General features: G+C 61.6%; 16 protein-coding genes. All 16 read left to right on the top strand.

Annotation, left to right across the window (positions count from 1 at the left end):
* The first annotated feature begins 78 nt into the window (after positions 1 to 78).
* The 16 genes from BDI24065_RS35635 to traD all read left to right on the top strand — a co-directional run bounded on the left by BDI24065_RS35635 (position 79) and on the right by traD (position 16,276).
* The gene (locus tag BDI24065_RS35635; protein ID WP_175035118.1) at positions 79 to 1,599 is read left to right on the top strand and encodes a hypothetical protein; all 1,521 of its coding nucleotides are present in this window, start codon (positions 79 to 81) and stop codon (positions 1,597 to 1,599) included.
* A gap of 14 nt (positions 1,600 to 1,613) precedes the next feature.
* Positions 1,614 to 2,078 (top strand): hypothetical protein, encoded by a 465-nt coding sequence (locus BDI24065_RS35630; protein ID WP_175035117.1) that lies wholly within the window; start codon positions 1,614 to 1,616, stop codon positions 2,076 to 2,078.
* Between the two features lie 256 nt (positions 2,079 to 2,334).
* Positions 2,335 to 2,586, top strand: coding sequence for a DUF3717 domain-containing protein (locus BDI24065_RS35625; protein ID WP_175035116.1), 252 nt, complete (start codon positions 2,335 to 2,337; stop codon positions 2,584 to 2,586).
* Between the two features lie 117 nt (positions 2,587 to 2,703).
* Positions 2,704 to 3,729 (top strand): ATP-binding protein, encoded by a 1,026-nt coding sequence (locus BDI24065_RS35620; protein ID WP_175035115.1) that lies wholly within the window; start codon positions 2,704 to 2,706, stop codon positions 3,727 to 3,729.
* 99 nt (positions 3,730 to 3,828) lie between these two features.
* Positions 3,829 to 4,758 carry a hypothetical protein gene (locus BDI24065_RS35615; RefSeq protein WP_175035114.1) on the top strand — a complete coding sequence of 310 codons (930 nt, stop codon included), beginning with the start codon at positions 3,829 to 3,831 and terminating at the stop codon, positions 4,756 to 4,758.
* 7 nt (positions 4,759 to 4,765) lie between these two features.
* Positions 4,766 to 5,974, top strand: a complete 1,209-nt coding sequence (locus tag BDI24065_RS35610) for a vWA domain-containing protein (protein ID WP_175035113.1) — start codon at positions 4,766 to 4,768, stop codon at positions 5,972 to 5,974.
* A 276-nt stretch (positions 5,975 to 6,250) separates the two neighbouring features.
* Entirely contained in the window at positions 6,251 to 7,297 is a 1,047-nt protein-coding gene (locus BDI24065_RS35605; RefSeq protein ID WP_175035112.1) for a CpaF family protein, read from the top strand.
* Positions 7,297 to 7,914, top strand: a complete 618-nt coding sequence (locus tag BDI24065_RS35600) for an ATPase, T2SS/T4P/T4SS family (protein WP_175035111.1) — start codon at positions 7,297 to 7,299, stop codon at positions 7,912 to 7,914. The genes BDI24065_RS35605 and BDI24065_RS35600 overlap by 1 nt, the downstream gene beginning before the upstream one ends.
* Before the next feature lie 18 nt (positions 7,915 to 7,932).
* Positions 7,933 to 8,313: a conjugal transfer protein TrbC gene (locus BDI24065_RS35595; RefSeq protein ID WP_175035110.1), complete on the top strand. Its 381-nt coding sequence runs from the start codon at positions 7,933 to 7,935 to the stop codon at positions 8,311 to 8,313.
* Entirely contained in the window at positions 8,306 to 8,617 is a 312-nt protein-coding gene (locus BDI24065_RS35590; RefSeq protein ID WP_175035109.1) for a VirB3 family type IV secretion system protein, read from the top strand. Before BDI24065_RS35595 ends, BDI24065_RS35590 begins: the two co-directional genes overlap by 8 nt.
* On the top strand, positions 8,614 to 11,091 hold the full coding sequence (locus BDI24065_RS35585) for a VirB4 family type IV secretion system protein (RefSeq protein WP_175035108.1): 2,478 nt from the start codon (positions 8,614 to 8,616) through the stop codon (positions 11,089 to 11,091). The genes BDI24065_RS35590 and BDI24065_RS35585 overlap by 4 nt, the downstream gene beginning before the upstream one ends.
* Positions 11,092 to 11,102: 11 nt before the next feature.
* Positions 11,103 to 11,315, top strand: coding sequence for a hypothetical protein (locus BDI24065_RS35580; RefSeq protein ID WP_175035107.1), 213 nt, complete (start codon positions 11,103 to 11,105; stop codon positions 11,313 to 11,315).
* 11 nt (positions 11,316 to 11,326) lie between these two features.
* Positions 11,327 to 12,067, top strand: coding sequence for a type VI secretion protein (locus BDI24065_RS35575; protein WP_175035106.1), 741 nt, complete (start codon positions 11,327 to 11,329; stop codon positions 12,065 to 12,067).
* The gene (locus tag BDI24065_RS35570) at positions 12,064 to 13,074 is read left to right on the top strand and encodes a type IV secretion system protein (protein WP_175035105.1); all 1,011 of its coding nucleotides are present in this window, start codon (positions 12,064 to 12,066) and stop codon (positions 13,072 to 13,074) included. Before BDI24065_RS35575 ends, BDI24065_RS35570 begins: the two co-directional genes overlap by 4 nt.
* Positions 13,074 to 14,411 (top strand): TraI domain-containing protein, encoded by a 1,338-nt coding sequence (locus BDI24065_RS35565; protein ID WP_175035122.1) that lies wholly within the window; start codon positions 13,074 to 13,076, stop codon positions 14,409 to 14,411. The genes BDI24065_RS35570 and BDI24065_RS35565 overlap by 1 nt, the downstream gene beginning before the upstream one ends.
* Positions 14,408 to 16,276, top strand: a complete 1,869-nt coding sequence (gene traD, locus BDI24065_RS35560) for a conjugative transfer system coupling protein TraD (RefSeq protein ID WP_175035104.1) — start codon at positions 14,408 to 14,410, stop codon at positions 16,274 to 16,276. The genes BDI24065_RS35565 and traD overlap by 4 nt, the downstream gene beginning before the upstream one ends.
* Positions 16,277 to 16,279 lie beyond the last annotated feature (3 nt).

Below are 16,279 nucleotides of genomic sequence, written 5' to 3'. Positions count from 1 at the left end.
TACCAGCTGTCCACGTGGACACGTAGCATCAGAGTGCAGCGATTTCTACACAAGGGCGCCGTTATTCGATCGCTTACGATGTACTCGATCCACACCCCCAATGAAACCCTCCACGTCGACACGCTTGCGCAGGTGTTCCACGTGTTTTTCCACGATCCGAGCCTGTCAGCGTACGAAACGTCGGAAATTTCGCTGACGTGCGACGGCGTGACCATGCCGATTCTGCGCTACAACGGGATCTTCACCGTCCGGCAGCAGGGCACTGCCGCCGCCATCTTCACCGCGCTTTTCGTCGAGCTCCGGGACCGCTGGTTCAGCAAGGATGGAAAGTGGCTGCAGCCCTGGCAGATCACCCGGAAGCGGTGGGAGGCTTTCCAGTTCGTATTCCAGCTGGCGACGAAACCGGCGTGGATGCTGTCCGGTGAGCAGCTCGAGGCGGAAGTCAACGTAGCGCGCAGCAACGGCCAGCGTTTCCATCTGCCTGATGTTTGCGAGAACCTCGCCCGGACGCTGTTCGGGTTTACGTCGGCGGGGCCGGGTCTCCCACATACGGGACTGATCAACGGGCGCCATGAAGTTCACGTCGGCCAGGCACTGTTTCTGGATTTGCCCATCCCGGATAACGTGTTAGCGGACTACCGCGGCGACTCCATGCACCTTCGCTACGGACTGGAGTGGTTTCCAGTGCTCCTGGACGTTCCGGCTCTTCGGAAGTCCCTTCCGTACGGCGTGATGCAGCTCGCGCTCGCGATTCTCCGTCACGAACAGCGTGCGGTCGACGCGGCGCTCGGTGTGCGCATTGTCGAGGCGCTGCAGTCTGCGCCAGCCGACGCAACACTTGCCGACATCGACGATCGGCTGTACGCGGCGGGCATCCTCGGAAAGGCCGCTCTGCCGGACCATTACCAGCGTTCCGTGGAGGTCGGCATCGCAGTGTCTCCGGTCGCCGAGCGTCTGCGCGTGCTGATTGGCGATGCGGTCCTGCACAAAGCGATGGAGAGGCTCGACGCTGACCGGCGGGGAGGTCGGATCTCGAAGCGCAGGTACATGCTTCAAGTCGAAATGGCAAAACTGGATCGCGGTCGGACGACTTTCGAATGGCCGAACCAGTTTGCGGCCGCGGTCGAATCACGCGATGTCAGCACCCTGCTGAATGTCCTGGACCATGCGGTAGGCCGGAATGACCAGAGCAAGCAGGTACTGCGTGAACAGTTCGGCTTGACGTTACGCGGGCTGAACTCGGCCGGCCGGCGGCGCGCGATCTTCGCGTTCTGTGGGTATGACGAGGCGGCACAAGCTGAGTGGGAGGCAAAGCAGGATGCCGCCCGCACGCTGCGCATCGCGGAACAGGCCGCAACCGATGCCAGGGGGCAGGCAGAGTGCGCGCAGTATCGCACGCATGGCAACGTCGTGATCACGGGTGTCGAGCACGTGGACCGAGCGATTGCTGATGGCTACCGTGAAATCCTCTGCTACCCACACGGTGCGGCGAAGCGATACGTGTTGGTCAAGCCGGGCTCGGACGAGGGCCGGGTGCTTTTCGTAAAGGACGGCACGCTGGACTATGCGCGTTCGCAACTGACGCCGTTCGCGGCTTGATTGAGGAGCAGAATATGCGATTCGATCGAACGGTGCGTTACGAGGCCTACATCTGGACGTCTCGAAAGGAGCAAGCGTTTCTCAATCGGCACAAGCGTGTCGCGCGGAAGCTCGAGCGCGACTGCCCGCTGTTCGCAGACCAGCTCGCGCCAGCGCCGGAAACGGATGTCGAAGCGGAGAAGGCGCTGCGGATCGCCAGAGCCCGAAAGGGCGAGCAGCGGATGCGCGACCACGACGCAAGTGTGTGGCGCAAGGGGCGCGCGTCGTACTTCGCGTGTGATCCGGAGATGCGCGAGCGCATCATGGCTGAATGGCGAGTGTGGCCTGGACCAGCGAAGCCGCTGTACTTCGTCTACGTCATCGAGAAGCACAACGGGGTAGGCGAAGAGCGAACGCGCAGGATGCGCGCGAGAGAAGCCGAGATCCGTGCGGCGGTCCTTCCGATGTTGAATATCCAAGGCGATCTGCTTGGGACGTGAGGGCTGGAGCTTCAGCCAATTTCGAACAACCGGCGCCTCGTGCGTCGGTTTTTTTTCGTCCATTCGCGGCGTGGCAGATTTAAAGCCGCTTGCTTTTCCCGATCTTTTCGGCCGGCACGTCGTGCCGGGCCTCCTACACTGGCTTTACTCACCGCGTCATCGACGCATCGAATCCGCCGCATAGCGGCTCTTTCCTGCCCCAGGGGATCACGTCCCGCAGGGCGTTGTTCACGGGGCGACACTTTCGAGGTCACCCATGAACCAACCTGACGTATCCATTCACGTACCACCGGACGTCGTCTCGATCGCTGAGATCGAGGTGGCGATCAACGTGTGGCGCAATCGGTCGCCGGCGCCGATTGGTCCCGACGAACTGCTCGTACTTTGCCCCGAGGCCCGCGTGCTCGCGGACGTCTACGGCGTGATGATCGTGACGCGCGAGACATGCGTGCCGCGATCGTCGTTGACGGACAAGCAGGTCGCCGCGCTCGTGGGCGCACACGCTTAAGCATCAAACAGCGTCTCCGGACGCATCGACACGCCGCATCGCGGCATCTCCCATCGCCCCGCAGGGTCACGTCCCTGCCGGGCGCGATCCCCTGGGGCTTTCTATTCCTGGAACCCCATGAAACTCTCTCCCGCACGCCTTACCCAGCTGCTTCGCGTCTACATCCCCAAGCGGCTGCCCGTCCTGATCACTGGCAGGCCAGGTTGCGGCAAGTCCGACATCGTCGAGGCTGCCACTGACGAGGCTGATCATGACCTACTCATCAGCCACCCGGTTGTCGAAGATCCGACGGACTCGAAAGGGCTGCCATTCCCGGCTGCTGACGGTTTGCATGCTCGTTTTTTGCCGTTTGGCGATCTCGAGCGTGCGCTCTCAGCAACACGTCCGCTGGTCTGGTTCTTTGACGACCTCGGCCAAGCTTCGCCGGCAGTGCAGGCTGCCAAGATGCAACTGCTGCTTGCGCGCAGGATCGGCGAGCACGTACTGCCGGATTGCGTCACGTTTGTCGCTGCGACCAACCGGCGCAGCGACAACGCCGGCGTCACTGGGATACTCGATCCTCTGATCTCGCGCTTCGCTGCTGTCGTCGAGCTCGAGGCTACGATCGACGACTGGACGGCGTGGGCAGTTCGCCGGAATGTTCCTCCCGAGCTGATCGCGTTCCTTCGCTTCAGACCGAATCTGCTGTGGGAGGAGCGCAGCAGCCGCGACATCGTTGCGTCGGCCAGCCCGCGGAAATGGGGCTTTCTCGCCAAGACAATGTCGGCGGTTCCGGAAGACTTGTTGCCTGACGCGATCAATGCGACCGTCGGTGAGGGCGCTGGCGCCGAGCTGACCAGTTTCCTCGCGATCTATCGTGCGCTTCCGTCGGTTGACGCGATTCTCCTGAATCCGGACCTTGGCGCGATCCCGGATGAGCCGAGCATCCTGTACGCGCTCACTGCGGCGCTCGCGCACAAGGCGAGCGATGGCAATTTCGAACGTGTCATGCGATATGCGGACCGTCTCGTCGACGAAGGGCATCGCGAGTTCACGGCACTCCTGGTACGTGACGCAACCGCGCGTAAGCCCGAGCTGCAAAGCCACCACGCGTTTATTCGCGCATTGGGCGGTGAGATCGGCAAGATCATCTCCGGCAGCTGACCGCCTTCATTTCCTGTTGTGCTTTTCCCTGATGCCACGGCCGATTCCGCTCCGTGGCTTTTTTTCGTCTCGCAATTCTTTGTCTATCTGGAGCTATCCATGAACATCACCGATCTGCAGTCCAAGGTCATGCTGTCGTCCACCGCGATTTCCACGTGGGTCGCCCGTCGCTACGACGGGAAAGTCACCGAAGAAGTCGAGAAGAATCACAAGGCGCGCGGCATCGGTCGCTTCAACAAGCGCCTGCTGCCCGAACACGCCCCGAGCTATGCGGAAGTCGTCTCGATCGGCGGCCGGATTCGCTCGTACTACTACGGCCGTACGCTGAAGTACGACCAGCTCGGCGTTCGTCTGCTGCCGACCATGGTCTACATGGAGGTGGCGGATCGCATGCGTGCCATGAAGGACGAGTTCGATCTCGCGGTGTCGATTTTCCTGACCGACTATCTGAACCTGAAGGACCGCGCGCGCGACGAGATGGGCACGCTGTACAACGAGGCCGACTATCCGTCGCTCGCCGAGCTGAAGGGCAAATTCGGCGTCAAGCTGTCTGTTCTGCCGTTTCCGGACGCCAGCCAGTTCGGCGTCGACTTGCCGAATGATGTCCTGGCCGGCCTGCGTACGGAAATCGATCAGCACGCGCTCGCGTCAATCCAGACGGCGAACCAGGATCTGGTGGGGCGTCTGTACGAGGCCGTATCGACGATGGGCAACCGCCTGTACGCGTCGACCAACGTCCGGCTCGACGTCGCCAACCACGTTCGCGAGTTGTGCGAGCTGCTGCCGAAGCTGAACTTCACCGACGATCCGAAGCTGAAGCACATCCTCGAGCAGGCCAAGGTACACCTGGCCGCGCACGATGGAGCCGAGCTGAAGGAATCGAGGGTGCTGCGCTCTCAAGTGGCCGCGAAAGCGACCGAGATCGAAGACCTGATGGCTGCCTTTATGGGCGGCGTGCCCGCTGCGCCGATGACGGATCAGATTGCCGATCAGTCCGCACCGGGCCTGTCGTTCCTCGCTGCTGCGTGAGGGCGCGATGGACTCGCGCATTTCCAAGCAACGTACGGCACTGGTGCTTGACCACCCGTTCATCGGCGCACTGGCGCTGCGGCTCAAAGTCCGTGAGGACCTGAGCTGCAAGACGTTCTGGACGGACGGCGTATCGCTGGGCTACAACCCGGAATACGCCAAAACCCTGAACGACCTAGAGGTTCGCGGCGTGTTCGCGCATGAGGTATGGCACGTCGCCGACGGCCACTGCTGGCGTCAAGGTCATCGTGATCCTGTAGGCTGGAACGCGGCATGCGACTACGTCGTCAACTTGATGGTAGTGGCTGCAGGGATGCAACTCCCGCCTGGTGCGTTGATAGATGTCCGCTTCAAGGGGATGTCGGCCGAGGAGGTCTACGGCATTCTCCAGCACGAGAAGCGCCAGGCTGCGAAGAAACCGGGCGGCAAGCAGCCACCAGGAGCCCAGCCGGGAAGCCAGCCTGCCAATTCGTCTGGCTCGCCGGGCTCGCAACCGGCCGGCGCAGCGGATGACCAGGCGACGGAACCTGCGCCGTCTTGCGGGGAAGTTCGGCAGTACGCCGGGCCCGACAAGGCAGCGAAGGAAGCAGAGTGGAAGGTGGCCGTGCTTCAGGCTGCGAAAGCCGCGCAGGCATGCGGCAAGCTCGGCGGCGCGTTACAAGCCGCGGCCGAGAAAGCCGTGGCGCCGGTGGTCGACTGGCGTTCGCTCCTGCATCGCTTCGCGCAGGATACGGCGCCGACGGACTATACGTGGGCGCAGCCGAACCGGCGATACCTGCACCTCGGGATGTACTTGCCGTCGTTGGGCGAGCCGGCCGTAGGTGATGCCGTGTTCGTCCGCGACGCCAGCGGCTCGGTTTGGGATGAGACGCAGGCACAGTTCGCAGCCGAGATCCTGTCGGTTGCCGACGCGGTACGTCCGCGGCGGTTGATCGTGATGGACTGCGACGAGCGCGTGACGCAGGTGCAGGTGTTTGAGCGAGGGGAACCGGTCGAGCTGGCGCCGCTGAAAGGCGGCGGCGGGACGTCGTTCGTCGATCCGTTCCGACGGATCGAGTGCGACGAGATCGAGCCCGCGTTCCTCGTGTACCTGACCGACATGGAAGGGAAGTTCCCGTCCGAGGAGCCGGCGTATCCGGTTCTTTGGGCGTCGACAACACCGATCAATCGCGCTCGGCGCGCGCCGTTCGGCGAGACGATTGAGGTCATTTGTTGACCCGCATCTGTTGCACGCAATTTTCTGAATCCCGCCCGGTCATCGTGACCGGGCTTTTTTTTCGCCGGTCACAAACGCATGCCACCGGATTGCCGGTTCAGTTGGGGCGAAAGCTATACGTTTTTCTGGAGCATTTCGGGTTTGCCCCCTCAACCGGTTGCGCGCGATTCAGCGCAACGCAGGCGTCGCGGCGCACTTCATCAGGCGCGCGAAAGCTGTTCAATTTAGCCATCCTTTCGGTCGAATGGCGGATGTGCCAGCTTGAACAATAGCTGCATGTCTGAGATTGCCGAAAATCCCCTTCTGAAGGTCGCACGACTCGAAGAGAACGCCGTGCAGCTGTTCTTTGAGTCGCTGAACCCTATCAAGCCGTACCTCGAACATCCAAACGTCGCCGAAGTCATGATCAATTCGGAGACGAACATCTGGGTCGAGGAGCGGGGGGTGATGCGCCGCATCGACGTCAAGTTCAATCAGGCGACGTTGAAGGGCGCCATCCATTCGCTCGCGGCCTCGGTGGAGAAGTCGGCGCAAGCCGGCACGGCGCAGGGAATTATCAACGGGGGGCACAAGAACCTCCGGATCGCGACCGTCATGAAGCCGACGGCGATCGATGGTGATGCCCTCGCGATTCGCCGTCACCGCGAGACAAATTATTCAATCACCGACTACGCGCGGATGGGTGCGTTCGCGCGCGTCCATGCGAAGCGAGAAATTGATCGCCCGATCTTCCCGCCAGGCGTTGCTGACGAGGCGCTTGCCGATGCGTTTACGACGATGGTTCAACAGCGTGCCAACGTTCTCGTCGCGGGTGGCACATCGACCGGTAAGACAACGTTCCTCAACGCATTGAATGGCCTCATTCCCAGCGAGGAGCGAGTCATCACGATCGAGGACACGATGGAGCTGAAGGTCAACCTCCCGAACCGTGTCCGACTCCTTTCAAATCCCGACAAAGGCGTCACAACGCAAGTTCTCGTTGCGCTTTGTCTGCGGTTCCGGCCCGACCGAATCATTGTCGGCGAAGTACGGGGCGGCGAAGCGTATGACTTCATCCAAGCGCTCAGCACAGGCCACGACGGCGGAATGGGTTCGATCCACGCGAACGATGCACGAGGCGGCCTGACACGCCTCGAAAGCCTTGCGATGCTCGGCATCCCGCCCGGCAGTCGGTGGGCGCTCGAAGACATGCGCAAGGCTATCGCCGATTGCTTCCACTACGTCATCCATCTCCGGCGCACCGGGGAGCTGCGTCACGTCTCCGAGGTGGTCGCGATCAAGGGCTTTCGTGATGGTGACTACGTTCTTGAGCGAGTTTTCTAATGGTCGAAACGCCGATGAGCCTCCCAAAAATTAAGTTGGCGCTGGGCCGCGAGTTTTGCATTGACACGTTGGCTGATGCCGTTCGGGAGGGTGCAAACATCCTGATCACCGGCATTGCCTCGAGCGGAAAATCGTCGCTTCTCTGCGCACTTGCCGCGTACGTGCCGCACACGGAGCGCGTGGTCGTGCTCGACGACTTGCGGGCTGTGATGGTGCTCGGAGGAGACCCCGCGACTGTACAGCCGGTTCTCTTGGACGGCAGCTGCTGCTTCGTCCAGTGGGCGATCGAAACGTACCCCGATCGGCTCATCGTCGACGACCTTCGCGAAACCGAGGCGACTGGGTTTGTCCGTGCCCATAGCGTAGGCCGAGCTGGCGGCATGGTCTCGATGCCGGGCACGAGCGCCCGCGGGGCGCTGGAGCGCCTCGCGGTCTTGATGGCCGTCACCTCGGCACCTCCCGATTCCAAGAGCCTTCCCGATATTCGCCTGGCGATATCGAAGTGCTTCTCTTACGTCATCCATCTTCAACGCGAAAACAACCGTCGCTACGTGTCGGAAGTGCTCGCGGTGCAGGGGTTCAAAGACGGGGACTACGTCCTCAATCGTATTTTCTAACCACACGGGGTTCATCCAATGAAGAAGCACCTTCAAACGTTGTGTTCGCTGGTCCGGGAAAAGTCGAAAGACACCGCCCGCTATCTGTTCGGCCGCGGACAACGAAAGTCGACTTTGATCGCAATGGCTCTCGCGATTGCTGCGCCGGCCGCGAATGCGGTCAGCCTTGATGACCTGGGAAGTGCCACTGGTCTGATCTGTCTGATACAGGCCTATGTCAGTGGCCCGTGGCTGTATGCGATCGGCATCGTGCTGATTATCGTCGGCGCCGTCGCGATATCGAACTCGGAAAGCAACATCGGGAAGTTTATCTCGTCGGTGCTCGTTGGCCTCGGTCTCGCGGCGTGCGCGATTCCGATCGTCAAGAACCAGCTGAAGGTCAACTTCACCTGTGCGTGAGCCGAAAAAGGTCAGCCGGTCGCTTTCGTTGCCGCGCCAGATGGGCGGCGCCGATCGCGGCCTCGCGATTGCCAACGGAACGCTGACGGCACTGCTCTGCTATAGCAGCATGTCGCCGCTCTATCTGCTCGTCGGCGTCGTGGTCCATTGGGTGCTCCGCTGGCTATCGTCAAGCGATCCGTGGTGGAAGGAAGTGCTGGTCGTCTACAACCGGTATCCCGATGTACACGAGCCGGTGCCGACTGCCGATGTCGCCGCCCGATTTCGGCGGCCATATGGATTTGATCAGGAGCTGCCGCTGTGAGCGCGAACCCGAAACGTCGAGCGATACAGGAGATCGCGCCGTGGGCGACGATGGTTACCCCGGAAGTCATTCTGGACAAGGATGGGTCCCTGTTGACGCTGTACACGTTCGAAGGTGTGGACGCGGATAGTCCGAACTCCGACGAAATCTCGGCGGCCCGCGACAATCTAGACCACGCCTGCAAGAACTTCGATCACCGGATCACCGCATGGTGGCGTATGTCGCACCGCCGCGTTCGGGGCAAGATTGGTGGTCAGTTCGCGTCGGAGATGGATCAACGTGTTGACGAGATCAACCAGAAGAGCGTGGGGAGCGGAAAGTACTTCCGCAATACCCACTCGCTGGCTCTCGCGTATACGCCCGAGACGGGGATCAACAAGCTGTTCGAGAAGGTTGCCTATCACATCACGGTGGGTGGCAAGTCGGTGCCGGTCGCGTTGCTCGAGACCCTCAAGGACATGGTTCTGGCGCGCAGTGCATTCGTGTTCGACATGGAGCGGATCGCGTCGGACATCAAGCGCTTCGAGGGAATTCTGGACGCTTTCAAGGGCGGCGTGGCGCGGCTCAAGATGAAACGCCTCGAGCTGCAGAACGCACTCGCCTTTCTGCACCAGACGGCAAATCCCTCGGTTCCGCCACGACGCGTGCGTTACCCGGTCACGATGCTGGACACCCACCTGACCGAAAGCTTCGTCACCTATGGCGCCGAACACATCATGTTCGAGTCTGCCCACGGGACGCGGTACGCAAAGATCATTGCCGTGAAGGAGTGGATGGGCTTTCAAGAGGCCGCACTCGACGTGCTGGCCGACGTCGACGCCGAGTTCGATGTGTGCGTGATGTTCCGCTTCCTGTCGACCAGCAAGGCGCAGGCGTACATCGAGAAGATGCGCAAGTTCTACAAGGTCGCGGCTTTCAGTCCGGTCAAAGTGCTGAAGAGCTTTTTCTCGAAGGACGAGAAGAAGGAAAGCATGGAGAACGAGAAAGGACGCGAGATCCTCGCCACTGAGGCGGAGACAGCGCTTGCGCGCCTGATCGCGGACGGCCAGCAGTACGGCTTCGCGAATATCTCGGTAGTCGTCTATGGGGACACGATCAACGAATGCGACGACAACGCGCGCGAAATTATCGGCCGCATCGGCAACGCAGGTTTCGGGGTGTTGGTCGAGAAACGGAATCTCGCTGCAGCGTGGGCGTCGACGCTGCCTGGCAGGTGGGACCAGCAGAAGCGCCTGCAGTTCGTCGAGACGCCGGTGGTCTCGGACATCGCGCCGGTGCGTGGTGTCGCGGAAGGCAGCGACGTTAACCAATGGCTTACGCAGCAGCTCGGACAGAAGGTCGGTCCGCTGACGTTGCTTCCGACTCGCCACCGCACATTGCAGCGCATCACGTTGCACGATCCGAGCGGGAAGTCTCATACGTTTATCGTCGGCCCGATTGGTTCGGGCAAGACGATCTTCCTCAACTTCCTCGTTTCCCAAACCGGACGCTTTCGGCCGCGGCGTATCAAGTTCGACAAGAACCGATCGACGCGGATCCCGACCGTATTCGCAGATGGCAAATTCGTCGATGCGACCGGCAAATTCGCGGCCGCGACCCAGGTCAACCCTCTATCGCTGTTGGCAGATCCCCGGCACTACACCTACGTGTCGGACTGGGTTCAGATGGCGATCGAGGGCGACGGTGAGGACTTCCGGTGCAGCCCGCAGCAGCAGCGGACGATTTACGAGCGGGTGGTCACGCTCGCGCAAGGCTACGAGCGCCAGTTCTGGACGCTCTCGTACCTGGCTCCTCTGTTGCCGGCGGACCTGCGCGAGCGCCTGCAGATCTGGACGCAGGGCGAGAAGAATGGTCGCTTCTTCGATCACGTGGAAGATGCGTTCTCCCTTTCGGATGACCTGGCGATCGAGATGGGTGAGCTGTTCGAAAGCTACCCGGTTGCCGCCGCGCTGTTCATGGACTACGCGTTCTATCGGATTTCGCAGTGGCTCGACGGAAAGCGCGTCACGATCATCGAGGTCGAGGAGTGCGGCTTCTTCTTCCGGTACCCGCGCTTCTACGCACGACTGGAAATGTGGGCGGTCACGATCCGGGGCCTGAACGGCACCCTCGTCATGGCGACCCAGTCACTCAGCCAGCTTGAGCGAGTCCCGAACTTCGAGATCCTGAAGGAGAACATCCAGAACTTCTTCTTTCTGCCGAACCGCGACGCTGTCAACAACAAGCGCCTCTACCGCGATGTGTTCGGGTTGACCGACGACCAGATCGCCATGATCAGCAACGGCATTCCCAACCGTGACTACCTATGGGTCACACCGGACCACTCGCGGATGTTGCAGGCGAAGTTCCCGAAGGAAGCGCTCGCGATCCTGCGGGCCGACGGTGCGGCGCAGCGCACGCTCGACAAGCACCTCGCTACCGGCTCGCCGACATGGCGCGAAGACTATCTGCAGGAAATGGCCACCCTCGACTGACAGGAATACAGATGACGCGAATTTCGACTCCAACCCAACTGGCCCTGTACCGCGACGTGTTCGGGCTCACGGTCGACGAGATTGATCAGATCGCCGTCGGGACATCCGTTCGCGAGCGCCTGCCGGCATCACGGGGCAGCCAGCAATGCTCGGCCGTGCGTCCGCCGCGAGACACACCCATGACGCCGTGCGCCGATCGTGCGGCACTTTCCCCCCTCGACTGAAAGGCCCACCGATGAAACTCCTGCCGACCCTCCGCGCCGCGGCCTTCGCGGCCTCCATGTTCGTTGCCCAGCATGCGTCCGCGCTCGAAGTATTCGATCCGATCAACTACGTGCAGAACGTGATTTCTGCGGCGAAGGCCGTCAAGGGCGAGATCTACCAGAACACCAACATCCTCTATCAGTACCAGATGATGGTGAATGATCTGCTGCAGGCGCAGAACTTGAACCCCGCCGCATGGAAGGCCGCGTACGACCAGATCACGGGCGACATCAACAAGGTGAAGGGGTTGGTAGGCACGCTCCAGGGGCTCTATGGGGACCTGAAGAAGGGCGGTGAATGGGTCACGCAGGTGCAGGGGCTGATCAGCCGGTCGGGTAAGTCGAACGCGCAGTGGTTCTCCGACATGAACACGTTGTACCAGCAGAACGACAAGGTCGCGCGGAACCTGTTCCAGATGGGCTCCAACATCATGCAGCACACGACCGAGATGGCTTCGCGCCGGCAGGAACTGCAGTCGCAACTGTCGTTGTCGCCGACCCAGCAGGCGACGGCGGAGATCACGACACACTATCTCGATATCGTGACGAGCCAGAACGCGGACATCCTCCAGTTGAACGCAGCCAAGGCGCAGAAGGACGCTCAGAAAGATGCGCAGCAGGCGGAGGAGGACAAGGAAAAGTCGGCCGACGCAGAGAAGTTCATGTCGAAACAACAAGCCGAACGTGCCGCCTACGGAGTCACAGAGCAATGAAGAACGGCGTATTGCGTTCGTGGGTTGCTTGCGGCTTGCTGATTCTGGTGCTTGCGCTACCAAGCATCGCGAGGGCGTCGGTGATGGACACGCTCAAAGACATGCTGCCCTCTAGCTGGAGCTCGAGCTATGTGAAGGGCGAGGTAGCGAAGGGTGCGACCGCGGCGATCGAAGAGATCACGAAGATCCTCAAGGACCTGATCGACCTCGCGGTTGAGCTCAGCAAGACCCTCGACAAGGACTCGGACAAGATGGCAGGTGCCCTTGCCGGAATCACCATTGTGCTGGCGGCTGTCCGGTACGCCGCGACAAGGGACCCCATTGCTGCTTGGCAGAGTCTTTTCGAGGACCTGGCCATTTTGGGCATCTTCTGCGCTGTCTACGTGTCCTATGGCAGATGGGCGCCGGGATTCTACAAATGGTTCAACGACATGGCCATCGCTGTTTCGGGGACGGACGCGCAGTCGTTGCCGATGTCCATGGTGAAGACGGCTGGCGCGCTCTACGACGCGGTGATGGAGGCATTGAAGGCGGAGCATTGGTACAACTACATGGCGTTGTTGATCAACCTCTTGCCACTGCTCGCTGCCTGGGCGTGCCTGATGGTTGCTTCTCTGGTTTTTCTCTTCTTCATCTCGCTCGGGACGATTCAAATGGCCGTCGCGATCGTGATGGGGAAGATAGCGTTCGCGCTTGGCATGTCGGAATACACGCGAGGGTGGTTCAAGAGCTGGCTCGATTTCACGATCGGCGCTGGCATGTACATGGTCGTCGCAGCGATCCTTCAGCGATTGATGACGGACACGCTCGCGAAGGCGTTTGGAAGCGCGATATCGAAGGGTTTGACGACGCCTTTTGCGGGAAGCCTGGCGCTGGATCTGTCGATCTTCGTGCTGATTCTGTCCTTCGAGATTCCGAAATTTGCGTCGATGTTCGGTGGTGGTGCTAACGCAAGCGGTGGCGCGATCAAGGGCCTGACGAAGCTCGCGACGAAGGGCCTGGCGTGATGATGGAGGTTCGTCTCTATGAACCCGTGCAAGTCGGGGAGCTCGCGACGCGCAACGAACGCCGCATCGAGCTCATCGCACAATGTGCGAACGAGTCGTCGCGCGACGAGTTTGAGCGGAAGTGGATGTCGCTGGTCCGGCGCTGCGCGGATTGGTTCTCATCCGTTCCGTTTAGCCCGGAGCTGTACCGTGAGCCGGCCGGCGCGTTCCGCTGGACGGTGGAAACGGCGTTCTATGCGATGCGTCTTGCGGGTGGGCTGAAGTTCGGTACGAATCTGACGTCGGAGCGCCGCCGGCGCATTGAGTCGCAGTACAACTACGGCGTGTTTCTCGCCGCGATTTGTTCGGGCTTGGACGAGCCCTATCGGCACTTCGAAGTCGAGCGAGCAACGGACCGGTCGGTCTGGAACCCGTCCATCCACGGCGCGGTTGGGCCGTGGCTCGCAGGGGCGAACTATCGCGTGGCGCGTCGGGCGACACCGCTACCGGTCGAGCGCATGCGCACCGGCATGCTAGCGCAGGCGCTGGTCGGGAGCGAACTGCTTTCGGGGCTCGACTCGGAGGTGCTGGCCGAGATATTCGGCGCGATCAACCCCTCGCAGAGCCCAATGGGCGTGGAGTCGCTGACCCACAAGGTCGTGCGACAGGCGGTCGCAACGGCGGCCGATTTCGATCGGAAGGCGCAGCGAGCGGTTTTCGAGCCCGTAACGTTCGCCGTGCCGTCAGCTATCCATGTGGCCGCCGAGTTGGAGCCGAAGGTTGTCCCGGTAGAGGCCGCGCCGCAGCCAACACAGCCGCCGACGCCTATGCCGACGCAACCGGTGACGGAGGACTCCGCTCCGGCGTCCGCTGCCGTGGGCGCCGAGGCGACGTCCGGACCGACGCTGCCGCCAGCTACACCCACCGAAGGCGCGGTTGCTGCGACACCGGCAGTACAGGTGCCTCAGTCTATGCCGGCACCGAAGAGACCGGACGAACGGCAAATGGCGCTCGAGCTTCCGCCTCCGCCCCCGGCCGTTAATCCCGCCGAGATTCGGCGTGAGCCGGCTGCAGCTGCGCCGGCGGGGGATCGCTTTGAAGAAATTCTGAAGGGCACGCCGCGCATGATTTCCGAATTCTTCGCGGCATTGCAGCAGGACGTCGCTGGCGGCAAGGCCAAGGTGCGCTGGACCGAGAAAGGCCTTGCGGTGTCGAAGCGCACGATCGGCGGATACGGCGTCGCCAGCGACACCCTGATCGAGCATTTGCGCCGGCGTAACCTGCTGCTCGCCAACGAGCCGACCGAAGTGACGCTGGCACCGCGCATAGGCGAGCTGATTCAGGAGCGCGGCGCGTGAGGGGCTACATCAACCACTTTCGCCCGATGTACGAGGTACGTGCTGCATTCGGTTGGCTGATTGCGGTCCTTGCTTTGCCGCTTTCTGGCATGCCGTACGGCTGGGCTTTCGCGCTATTTGCGCTCAGTCTGCTCGCTTTCCGCTCGGGGCAGGTGTGGCGCGCACTCAAGTTCCGGATGGGGTTGTCGACGAAATGGCTGACGACGCTTGCGGTCCCTGCGCTGCTCGCGATCCAGGCCCGGATGCGTGTTGAGGCCAACGCGATGTATCTCGGCACCGGGTTCGAGTGGACGCAGAAGCATTGCCAGATGGCCCACGATATCCTGAGGATGCCGACCACGGAGATTCCGGGGCTGCCCAAGTGGTTGCCTAAGACGAAGCCCGGGCGCGCGTTCGAGGAGATGATCGAGAATCTCTTTGCGCCGAAGAACAGCATCCGGGATCGAACGCCGCAAGGCGCCTCCTGGATTCACGGCCTGGAAGCGAACAAGGGGTACGTACCGTTCCACTATAAGGCGATGGGCGGCCACACGGCGGTGGGCGGTACCACGGGCTCCGGCAAGACGCGCACGTACGAAGTCATCTCGACGCAGGTGATTCACTGCGGCGACGTGCTGATCGACATCGACCCGAAGAACGACAAGGACTGGAAGGCGCGCGCCGAGCGGGAAGCGAAGCGTACCGGTCGCAAGTTCCTCTACTTCAACCAGGCGAAGCCGTCCGAGTCGATTCGCCTCGAACCGCTCGATAGCTGGTCGCAGCCGTCTGAAATCCCCAGCCGCATCGCGCAGCTGATGGAGGAGGGCCCGTTCCGGGATTTCGCGTGGCTGTTCATCAGCCGATCGGTGAACGGCGAACTGTACATCGGCGACAAGCCGAACCTGCGCTCAATCCTGAAATATGCGCAGCTCGGGATCGACCCGCTCTTGGAGAAGGCGCTGAAGCGGTTCTTTGTCGAGCACGAATTGGCCGACTGGGAGGAGCAGGTCGCATCGGCCACCGTCAAGATGGCAAACAAGCCGGGATCCACCCGCCTCGACGCGATGATTGGACTGTACCAAGCGCGCTTTGGCGAGGACGATCGCGGGCATGAGGCGATTGACGGGCTGATCGCGACGCACGTGCACGATCGCGAGCATTACATGCGGATCATTGCGTCGGCACTCCCCCTGCTGCAGATGCTCGCCACGGGCGAGACTGGCCTGATGCTTGCGCCGAAGGCCGACGACTTCGAAGATGAACGCGAGATCTGGACGATTGAAAAGGTCATTCGTCAGAAAGCGGTCCTTCATATTGGGCTCGATTCGCTGTCCAACAGCGTCGTCGCGAAGGCGATCGCGTCGATGATCCTGGCCGACGTGTCGGCCGTGTGCGGCTCGATCTACAACTTCTACGACGAACCGCCTGAAGTCGTGCTGATCATCGACGAGATCGCCGAGGCGATCAACGAACAGGTGATCCAGATCCTGAACAAGGGCCGAGGCGCCGGCTTCAAGGCATTCGTGGCGTTCCAGACGCGCGCCGACCTCGAAGCCAAGCTGGGGAATGCCGCAAAAATGCTGCAGGTTTTGGGGAACTTGAACAACCAGATCATCTTACGCTTGGAAGACACCGACACGGCTGAGTGGTTCTCGAAGAAGGTGGGGGATACCGCGATTCGCAACCTGATCGTATCGAGCAGTACGAGTAAGGCCAGCGAGGGCCACGTTGGCGAGTTCACCGGGTCGGTGACGCGGTCGCAGCAGCTGGAGGCAGTGCCGTTGATTCCGACGCGGCTGATACAGACCCTCCCGAACCTGCAGTACTTCATGCGGATCTCGGGCGGCGCGGTGTACCAGGGACGTATTCCAATTCTTACAGGCTAAATA

Origin of the sequence: Burkholderia lata, assembly GCF_902499025.1 — a bacterium.
GTDB lineage: Bacteria > Pseudomonadota > Gammaproteobacteria > Burkholderiales > Burkholderiaceae > Burkholderia > Burkholderia lata_C.
This window is presented reverse-complemented; position numbering and strand designations above follow the sequence as displayed.